Raw genomic sequence first — 10,236 nt, 5'->3', positions numbered from 1 at the left:
CCAAGGAAGCGATTGCCCAAAAGGGCAAAGGCGCCGCCGCCAAGGGCAGCGCACCGGTCAGCATCCCGATGGATGACGCCAAGAGCAAATCCGTCATTTTCGATGCCTACCGCAAGCATGCCGCCGAACGCGCCGCCATGGGCATCCCGCCGCTGCCGCTGAACCCGACGCAAACTGCCGCGGTCGCCTTCCTGCTGCGCAACCCGCCCAAGGGTGAAGAAGCCTTCCTGATGGACCTGATCACCAATCGTGTCCCGCCGGGCGTGTCCGAATCCGCCCGGGTCAAGTCCGACTTCCTGACCGCCATTGCCACCGGCAAAGCCAAATCGCCGCTGATCTCCAAGAAGAAAGCCGTTGAACTCCTCAGCACCATGCAGGGCGGCTACAACGTCAAGACCCTGATTGCCCTGCTGAACGACAAGGAACTCGGCGCCGCCGCTGCCGAAGGCCTGAAGAAGACCCTGCTGATCTTCGGCGCACTCAAGGATGTCGAAGCGCTCGCCAAGAAAGGCAACGCCAACGCCAAGGCCGTACTGCAATCCTGGGCCAACGGCGAGTGGTTCACCTCCCGTCCGGATGTCCCCAAGAGCATCAAGCTCACCGTGCTCAAGGTCAACGGCGAATCCAACACCGGCGACCTCTCCCCCGACCAGGATGCCTTTACCCGCCCGGACATCCCGCTGCACGCCCTCTCGATCTACAAATTCCCGCGTCCGGGCCTGACCCCGGATGAGCCCGGCAAGATCGGTCCTTTGAAGCAAATCGCCGCCCTCAAAGCCAAGGGCAATCCGCTGGTGCTCGTCGGCGACGTGGTCGGACCGGGCTCCTCGCGCAAGTCCGCCACCAACAGCGTGCTGTGGTGGCTCGGCCAGGACATCCCCTTCGTTCCGAACAAGCGCTACGGCGGCTATGTCTTCGGCACCAAGCTCGCTCCGATCTTCTACAACACCATGCAGGATTCCGGCGGTCTGCCGCTGGAAATGGACGTCAGCAAGTTTGAAATGGGCGACGTGGTCGAACTGCGCCCGTACGAAGGCAAGGTACTGAAGAACGGCGAAGTCATTAGCCAATTCAAGCTCAAGACCGACGTGCTGCTCGACAGCGTGCGCGCCGGCGGACGCATCCCGCTGATCATCGGCCGCAACCTGACTGCCGATGCCCGCAAGGCGCTGGGCCTGCCGGAATCCACCCTGTTCCGCAAACCCAAGACCCCGACCGATACCGGCAAGGGCTACACCCTGGCGCAGAAGATCGTCGGCAAGGCCTGCGGCCTGCCGGCCGGCAAGGGCGTGCGTCCGGGCACCTACTGCGAACCGATCATGGACACCGTCGGCTCGCAAGACACCATCGGCCCGATGACCCGCGACGAGCAGGACGAACTGGCCTGTCTGACCTTCAATGCCGACCTGGTCCTGCAAACGTTCTGCCACACCGCCGCGTATCCGAAGCCGGTGGACGTGAAGATGTTCAAGGAACTGCCGGCCTACATCCACTCGCGTGGCGGCGTAGCCGTCAAACCGGGCGATGGCGTGCTGCACTCCTGGCTCAACCGCATGGCGATGCCGGATTCGGTCGGCACCGGCGGCGACAGCCATACCCGCTTCCCGCTCGGCGTGTACTTCCCGGCCGGCTCCGGCCTCTGCGCCCTGGCTTCCGCCACCGGCAAGATGCCGCTCGACATGCCGGAATCGGTACTGGTGCGCTTCAAGGGTGAAATGCAGCCCGGCGTCACCCTGCGCGATCTGGTCAACGCCATTCCGTACTATGCCTTCAAGCAAGGCCTGCTGACCGTCGAGAAGAAGGGCAAGAAAAACATCTTCTCCGGCCGCATTCTGGAAATCGAAGGGCTGCCCAACCTCACTCCGGAACAAGCCTTCGAGCTGTCCGACGCCTCCGCCGAGCGCTCGGCCGAAGCCTGTACCGTCCGTTTGGCCAAAGAGCCGATCGTCGAGTACATGAAGTCGAACGTCGCCTTGCTGAAGTGGATGGTCGCCAACGGCTATCAAAGCCGCGAAGCGCTGCTGCGCCGGATCAAGAAGATGGAAGCCTGGCTGAAGAATCCGCAGATTCAGGAACCGGATGCCGACGCCGAATACGCTGCGATCATCGAAATCGATCTGGCCGAAGTGACCGAGCCGCTGCTCGCCTGCCCGAACGATCCGGACGACATCAAGCCGCTGTCCGCCGTCGCCGGCACCAAGGTTCAGGAAGGCTTCATCGGCTCGTGCCAGACCAACATCGGCCACTTCCGCGCTGCAGCCCACCTGCTGAGCAAGACCAGCGAACTGCCGACCCGGTTGTGGATCGTTCCGCCGACCAAGATGGATGCCGACACCCTGATCGAGGAAGGCTACTACGCCCGCCTCGGCCAAGTCGGTGCCCGCATGGAAGTGCCGGGCTGTTCGCTGTGCTTCGGCAACCAGGCGCGTGCCCGCAAGGGTGCGACGGTGGTCTCGACCTCCACCCGCAACTTCCCGAACCGCATGGGCGTGGGCACCCAGGTGTTCCTCGGCTCGGCTGAAGTGGTGGCGATTGCTTCGGCTCTAGGCCGGCTGCCGACCAAGGCGGAGTATCTGGAGTGGATGAAACTGGTTCAGAAGGATTCGGCCAAGATCTACCGCTACATGAACTTCCATCAGATGTCCGTTTACAAGGCATAAACCTCCCCCCGCGCACAGACTCTCGTCACCCTGCTCTTGCAGGGTGGCGGGAGGCTTGCGCCCCGAATCCGAAGAGAAACGGCATTCGTACCTCGCACAACAGGAGATCAAGATGAAATCCATTACCTCAAAAGCCAGATCGCTCTTTTTGGCCGGCCTGCTGCTGGCTGCCGGTATCGTCAACGCAGCCACCATCGAGGTCGTCAGTTCCGGCGCGTTCTATGCCACGATGGAAAAACTGAAACCGGTTTTTGAAGAGAAGTCCGGCCACAAGGTCAACCTGCATTCCGGCTCGTCCATGGGCGCCTCGCCGACCGCGATCCCCAATCGTCTGAAGCGCGGCGAAACCTTTGATCTGATCATGCTGGCCAGCGGTCAACTGGACAAGATGATCGCCGATGGTTTTGCGGTTAAAGGCAGCCGCGTCGATCTGGTCCATTCCTCGATCGGCATGGTGGTTCGCAAGGGTCAGCCCAAGCCGGACATCAGCACCAAGGCCAAGTTTGACAAGGTGCTGCTGGATGCCAAGTCGATCGGCTATTCGGCCAGCGCCAGCGGCACCCATCTGGCCAAAGACGTATTTCCGCGTGTTGGCGTGAACGAGTATCACCACATCATGGGCAAATCCAAGCTCATCGTGGGCGACCGTGTTGCGACCTGGGTAGGCCGTGGCGATCTGGAAATCGGCTTCCAGCAGATCAGCGAAATCGTGCCGTTTGCCGGCAAGGATGGCTCGGTCGATCTGATCGGCCCGATCCCGGCCCCGTACCAGAAGGTGACCATTTTCTCGGCCGGTGTCGCCAAGGGTAGCAAGGAACCTGCCGCAGCTCAGGAACTGGTCAAATTCCTGACCTCCAAGGAAATATACCCCCTGATTATCGAGGAAGGCTTGCAACCCGCCGCTCTGGCAACGGCAGGCAACGGCAAGAAGAAATAACAGCGTTACTCATGAAATAAAAGAAGCCCGGTCCAACCGGGCTTCTTTTATTTCCACCGAATCAAGCGGGACACTTGTTCGCCTTGTAATGCGATGCCGTAAAAAACAGGAAGTAGATCAGCGACATCACCACCAAAAGCGCGCCAAACAGAATAGCCGCGCCATAATTGAGCCATTGTGCCGTAGCGCCACCGATCAGCACCCCGGAACCGATCCCCAGATCCCAGGCGGTGTAAAACGTCGAATTGGCCGTCCCTCGCTGGTTGTGCTGTGCGAGATCGACAAACAGGCTTTGATAACAGGGTCCGATCACCCCGCATCCCATACCGATCAGAATAGAACCGATATTGAACACCCAGTGCGTGGGCCAGAGCGCAAAAACCGCTGTCGCCAGAAAAAGCAGTACTTTTCCGGCCACGATCAGTTGTACGCCATGCCCCTTGTCAATCAACTTGCCCGATCCAAAGCGGCTCAAACCAACCCCCAGCGCCATCAGGACAAAGAAATACCCCGCCTCATTTTCCAGCCCGACCTCACGCGCAAACAGGACCACGTAGAACAGCAACACGCCATACAGAAACGCGGAGAGCAACAAACTGACCGAGCCGTGCGCGCCTTTGAGCAGGAAAAACCTGTCGAGCGACAAGGCACTATGCGGTGTACGCTGGTGAGGTTTGGCACGGATGAACAGCACCATGATCCAGCTCAGGATGCCGGCAATCAGGGAAAGAACGAATGCCGCATGGTAGGAATGATTCTTCATGGCGAACAGCCCGCTCATGGGGCCGAATGCCATCGCCAGGCTTCCGGTCAGCCCGAAAAAGGCAATGCCCTCCCCACGCCGGCTCGCCGGCATCACGTCGATCGCCAGCGTGCTCCCGGAAGTCGTCACCATGCCGAATGCCATGCCATGGAAGGCCCGCAACAAGGTAAACGCCAACAGGGTCCCCGCGACCGGATAGCCGGCAAACAACCCCACAAATATCAACAGCCCGACCGCATGCAGCGGCTTGCGCGATACCGTATCGACCACATAGCCGGAAACGGGGCGGATCAGCAATGCCGACAGCGTATACACGCCCAGCACGGCACCGGATACCGAGCGGCTGGCGTGAAATTCATCCAGCAGATACGCCGGCAGGACAGGCAGCAGCAGGTAGAAGGCAAAGAACGTCAGGAAGTTGGCCAGGCAAATCAGGACGAACGCCGGGGTCCACAGCGCTTCCGGTTTTGAAGACGGGGGCATCGCTTGTCTTTGGAAAATGGAAAATCGAGAAGCCTATCGTACGCCAACAACGACATTGTTCCGAGGGAAGGATTACACAATGGCAATAATTCAGCACGCGCGCCGAAGAAGATGTTTCATTGGCCCATCAAGAAACATGAAATCCTGTAGGGCCATTCATACAGATTTCCAACCACAGGACAAATCGGTAAATTTTATTTTCAATTTATGCCATTACTGGTTGATTCAAACAATATTCTGACCGCCCTCAAAAGGCTGCTGTATTTTACGCATGGTCAGTTGTGAATCGCATTCCGGACACTCATTCCACCCTGGCACCTCTTGCACATCGCCCCGGGGAGAAAAATAAGACCCAACCCATAAACATTTTGGGCACACAAATAAAACCGTTAGAGAAAAATGCATGCGCCCGCCTAAATTATCGGCTCGGTCGACAACAAATCAAGCACGGACAAAACAATGCCACTATGCATGAGAGCGACTAAAAGCACGACAATCCTACAACAACCAGAGGCGCCAATATTTAAATTTAATTTAAATATGAATTCGATAAAACTCAACAAAAGGTATTGACAAAAAAACCGGAACGCCCCCGCTTCTGCACACACCCGCAATAATGAAATCCATTCAATTTTAACGTCCATCCAGAGCCAGCTCAAAACGACACCGGCACAAGGCCGGTGTCGATGGTAGCAATTCAGAATAAATCTTCACTAGCAACCACTTAGAAATCGGTACGAATCCCAGCCGTTGCGAGCGTTGTCTTCGAGCCATTCGCTACGGTGATACCGCTCGTCAGGCTGGTGGATGCCTGCATCTGCAGGCCGGCATTTTTGTCGTTGCGGGTCAAACTGGCAGCAACAAACGCGCGAGTCTGTTTGCTCATGAAGTAGAAATAGTGTGCCGCTACACCATAAGCACCGGAATCGCCGACCTTGTTGCCATTCTTGGTGTAGTCACCCACTTTGGCATAGTGAACGCCCATGCCGTGCTTGCCCATGGCGTAATTCACACCGATTGCCCAGCCATCCTGCTTGGCCTCATCTGATCCACTGCGCGCCTTGACGCGATTCCAAAGCGCGGAAATATTCAGCTTATCAATGGGCTGGATATTGCCACCAATCACATAATTCTTGTAATAGTCTTCCGCTGCTGTCGCAGAATTGGCTGAGAGATAGCTGTCGTTAACTTGCTTGTATGCGCCACCCAGGTTAAAGAGTTTGCTCTTGTAACCCAGCGAAGCCTGCATGCCGTTATGGTTGTATGCAGATGTTTTTGCGCCAAAATCGTAAAGCACCTTGCCTTTGAAACCCTGGATATTTGGCGTACTGTACTGGATAGCATTGTTTACCCGAGGCGCGCCATTAAACACATTGCTCGCAGCGCCAAATGCATGCTTGGCATTGAACGTTGTAGCCAGACCAGCTGCGCTGTTACCGGTTCCCAGCGAATAGGTCAGACCCGGCGTCCAAGAATCTTGTGCGCCGGCAACATTGGTAATGGTCTGGCCGGCCACGTCATAGAATTTGCCAACCAAAATCTCACCAAAATTCCCCTTCAGCTTTACCAAGGTATCACGGTCACCAAAATACCCCGTCTTATCTCCGCTTCCGGTGTAATACTTGTTTTCTACCTGCCAATACAGTTGCATCCCGTTGTCCAGCTTGTCCGCGCCCTTGAATCCGATACGGGAATCATAATCAACAAGACGAGCGCGGGTCAGATCATTCGGACCATTGTCTGAAATCTTGGAATATTCAACACCGGTTGCAGCAAAACCATACACGGTTACGTCTGCCATTGCGACAGGCATAACAAAAGCCGAGGCTACAGTGGCGAAAAGAATTTTTTTCATGAAATTCACCATTTTAAAAATTTGAAAGCTGATTGATTTAACTTCCACAATAACAACGCAAAACTGCGTCAAACGTCCCGACGCCGAGCGGTCTGCTAACCGACAACAACAGCCAGGATTCGGTGGACTTACTGCTGGATTAGCCTTAAACCAGTTTGTAAATCCGGATCACGACGGCCTGTCGAGCCGGGCGCAAACTACCCGCATGCATACCGACCAGTTGCACACGGTTCAACCACGCATACGGGCCATCTGGGGCTGCAATCTCCACGGCAGAAAAGGCATAACGAGGCTTGATGCTTTCATCAACAATCACTTTGTTATGTACAGTCAGCACTGCCCCATCGTGGGTTTTAAGCTCATACAATGCATCCAGAATCTTGATTCCATCCCGGCGAATCAATTGCCTGTCCATCCCCCCGTTGGGCAACACCGTACCGCGCAAACCAGGGCCTTCAAATGTGCCGCCCGTAATTGCCACCATTCTGCGTTCACCAAGCGGGCCATTCCCCAAGGCACTATTTCCTCCAACCTCGACAACGGCCTCAAGAACAAATTCTGTTCTTGGCAAATACATCGGAATTTTTGATGTCGTGGAAGTGCTCACTACAGAGGTATTTGCACGTCCATTGTCAGGATTTGCCATAGCACCTCCTGTCAAAGCCAAACCCAGACCACCCAATAACACACTACGACGATTTATTACGTCATTTCCCTGTCGTTCATGGTCCATCTCACATCTCCTTGATAAATTTCTAAAACAACAAATTTGGCAACAAACACCACGAAATGAGCCATACAAAAAAACCCGAGCACCCTGTCAGACGCAAGGAGGCTCGGGTTTATTTCATGAGTTAAAAGTCGGTACGAATTGAGACTGTGGCCTCCATGATTTTTGCCCCGTAATTGACAGGAACAGCACCGCCTTCGTTAAAGCTGGTCGCCGCCGGCAGAATCATCGCCGAGTACTTGTCATTGCGGTTCAAGCCCAAAGCAGCAGCCATCATGGTTTGCTTGCTCAGCTTGTAGGAGTATTGGGCGCCCAGCGCATAGCCGCCCGTATCAGAGGTTTTGCTGCCATTCTTGGTGTAGTCGCCTACACGGCCATAGTGCAAACCGACGCCATGTTTGCCGGTTCTGTAACTGGTCCCAATTGCCCAGCCATCCTGCCAGACTTCATTAGAGCTCTTGCGCACCTTGGCCCGGTTCCACAATGCGGAGATATTCCAACCTGCAACGGGCTGGATATTTGCGCCAACGGAATAATTTTTGTAGTAATCCTCTGCATTCAAGGTGGTTGCATTGCCGGACTGGTAGCTGTCATTGACAAGCTTGTAGGCGCCGCCGACATTGAACAATTTGCTTCTATAGGTCAAAGAAGCTTGCATGCCGTTATTGTTAACCGCAGCGGTCTTGGCTCCAAAATCGTACAGAACCTTACCTTTGAAGCCATTGATATCCGGCGTAATATATGTAATGGCGTTATTCAAAGCAGGGGAGCCGGAATACACATCGCGAGCAACGCCCAGGGAATGCTTGGTATTCATGGTAGTAACATAGCCTTCAACGCTATTTCCAAGCCCTTGCCACCATGTCAAGCCCGGCGTCACAACATCATAATCAAGCACAGCCGTCAGCAGCTGAGCCGAAAGATCGTAATAACTACCCACCAGCACATCGCCATACTGGTGACGCAGTGCAATCCAGGCGCCTTTACTATTCCAGCCGGGCGTCGTGCTTCCATTACCAACCTTGACAGCATTTTCAACTTGCCATTGGAGTTTCATTCCATTATCAAGTTTGTCCGAACCTTTAAAGCCAATGCGCGAATCGTAATCCACCAAACGGGCGCGGGTTATGTCATTGTCTGCACCGTTATCGGTTACTTTGGAATATTCAATCCCCGTGCGCAATGACCCATACACCGTAACTTCCGCCATAGCAGCCGGCGCAACAAACGCAGCGGCAACCGCAATTGATAGAACCTTTTTCATGAGAATTACCTTTGTCAATTTGATCGAGTTTTCAAAATTGCACGCAAATCAAATGGCCAACCTTGCACCACAGCACTTTGTGCTCTTAAGCCCCTACCCGCTGCCGCCGAATCAAATCGGCAGGCAGCGGAGCAGTTCCCTTGGGCAAACTTTCCGATTTACAAACCGCTTTACGGATTTACACACTTGAAGCTTGCTGCCACTTCCGAATCGCCCTTGCCGTTGTAACGGGCAATCTGCGGGTAGGCGCAAAGCAAACGGGTACGGTTCGGCGACCAGGAGGCCGGCACTTCCGGGTTGGGCAGGTTGGAGCCTTTGCCTCGTGCTGTGGCGACAATCGCATCCGGCGCTTTGCCTTGTTCAACCCAGGCCACCAGCGCATCGACCATGTCGTACTGGTCGGTGGCCGGGCCGTTGCGGCTGTGGTTCATGCCGGGAACGATGAAGAAGCGGGCGCTGTTTCGGGCTGCCTGGCCGTGGAATGCGCTGAACTTTTCATACCAGTCGATGGTGTCCAGCACCGAGAACACGGGGTCGCTGGAGCCGTGGGCGACCAGCAGCTTGCCGCCACGGGCGACGAAGTTGCTCATCTTTTCAGCTTCGGGCGGCAGCATGAATTCGATCGAGGACTGGGTGTAGGTGGCGTTTTTGGCAAAAATCTTCTGGCCATCCTTGTCCAGGTCGTACTTCATGACGTAGTCGATGATCGAGGTGCCCTTGCCGTCCATTTCCTTGGGCGAAACCGGCGGGGTGGAGAAGGCAAAGCCAACTGACAGCGGGTCACGCGGACCGACCGAGTTCTTGAACTTCCACGTTCCCCAGTCCTTGCCTGCCAAACCGGGATCCCAGGCTTTGGCGCTGTAGACGGGTTGGCCGTTTTTCCACTTGGGGCCGGCGAACACTTCAGCCATCACTTTCTTTTGTTCGGCGGTCAGGCATTGGCCATTCGGTTTGGCGGCACAGGTGGGAACGTCGCGAGCCAGATTGAATGCTTTCTGGCAGCCCATGAGGTCGGAAACGATGCCGTCCTTCAGGCCATCGAGCGCATCGCAACGTTCCAGCACCTTGTTGGCGATCAGGTTGAGCGCGGCTGGCGGAAAGCTGGTATTGAGATCGGGCCGGCCGGTCTTGGGATCTTGGGCGGCCACTTTGGCGAACTGCTGGGCATCGGCGATTTGGGTGAGTGCGGCATAGGGCAGACGATAGCCGGGGGCCGTGGCCAGTACGCCATCGTATTCGCCGCTGTCACGCGCTGCGGCCACCATGCCGTGACGCCCGCCGTTGGAGGTGCCGACGATGTAGGATTTGTCCGGTCGCTTGCCGTAGTAGGCGGCGATCACGCTCTTGGCCATGGGGGTCAGCTGGGCGACGGCGTTGTAGCCGTAGTCCAGCCGTGCTTGCGGGTCGACACCGAAGAGCCCGCCGCCGATGCCCGGAACTTTTTCCATGGCATGCCCGGCATCGGAGCTGATGACGGCGAAGCCTTTGGTCAGGCCGTTGCTGCGCGGTCCGCCGCCGAGAATGTCGCCAAACGCCGGATGCAG

The 10,236-nt window shown here is 56.1% G+C and carries 7 protein-coding genes; 2 read left to right on the top strand and 5 right to left on the bottom strand.

Annotated elements, in window-relative coordinates; all coding sequences use genetic code 11:
• Positions 1–95: 95 nt before the first annotated feature.
• Both acnB and BMZ36_RS14025 read left to right on the top strand, forming a co-directional pair.
• A complete protein-coding gene (acnB, locus tag BMZ36_RS14030; protein ID WP_091198338.1) occupies positions 96–2,660 on the top strand; it encodes a bifunctional aconitate hydratase 2/2-methylisocitrate dehydratase in 2,565 nt (854 codons plus the stop codon).
• Between the two features lie 112 nt (positions 2,661–2,772).
• Positions 2,773–3,597: a substrate-binding domain-containing protein gene (locus BMZ36_RS14025; RefSeq protein WP_091198333.1), complete on the top strand. Its 825-nt coding sequence runs from the start codon at positions 2,773–2,775 to the stop codon at positions 3,595–3,597.
• Positions 3,598–3,658: 61 nt separating this feature from the next.
• On the opposite strand, the gene BMZ36_RS14020 is transcribed toward BMZ36_RS14025, so the two are convergent.
• The 5 genes from BMZ36_RS14020 to BMZ36_RS13995 form a co-directional block, all read right to left on the bottom strand.
• The gene (locus BMZ36_RS14020) at positions 3,659–4,843 is read right to left on the bottom strand and encodes an MFS transporter (RefSeq protein ID WP_091198331.1); all 1,185 of its coding nucleotides are present in this window, start codon (positions 4,841–4,843) and stop codon (positions 3,659–3,661) included.
• Positions 4,844–5,567: 724 nt separating this feature from the next.
• Positions 5,568–6,698 carry a porin gene (locus tag BMZ36_RS14010; RefSeq protein ID WP_177187901.1) on the bottom strand — a complete coding sequence of 377 codons (1,131 nt, stop codon included), beginning with the start codon at positions 6,696–6,698 and terminating at the stop codon, positions 5,568–5,570.
• Between the two features lie 145 nt (positions 6,699–6,843).
• Entirely contained in the window at positions 6,844–7,431 is a 588-nt protein-coding gene (locus tag BMZ36_RS14005; RefSeq protein ID WP_091198321.1) for a DUF3237 domain-containing protein, read from the bottom strand.
• 121 nt (positions 7,432–7,552) lie between these two features.
• Positions 7,553–8,692: a porin gene (locus BMZ36_RS14000; protein WP_091198317.1), complete on the bottom strand. Its 1,140-nt coding sequence runs from the start codon at positions 8,690–8,692 to the stop codon at positions 7,553–7,555.
• 170 nt (positions 8,693–8,862) lie between these two features.
• The coding region (locus BMZ36_RS13995) for a tannase/feruloyl esterase family alpha/beta hydrolase (protein WP_177187900.1) at positions 8,863–10,236 on the bottom strand (1,374 nt) is incomplete at its 5' end.

Source organism: Formivibrio citricus, assembly GCF_900115065.1.
In the GTDB taxonomy this organism is placed as follows: domain Bacteria; phylum Pseudomonadota; class Gammaproteobacteria; order Burkholderiales; family Chitinibacteraceae; genus Formivibrio; species Formivibrio citricus.
This window is presented reverse-complemented; position numbering and strand designations above follow the sequence as displayed.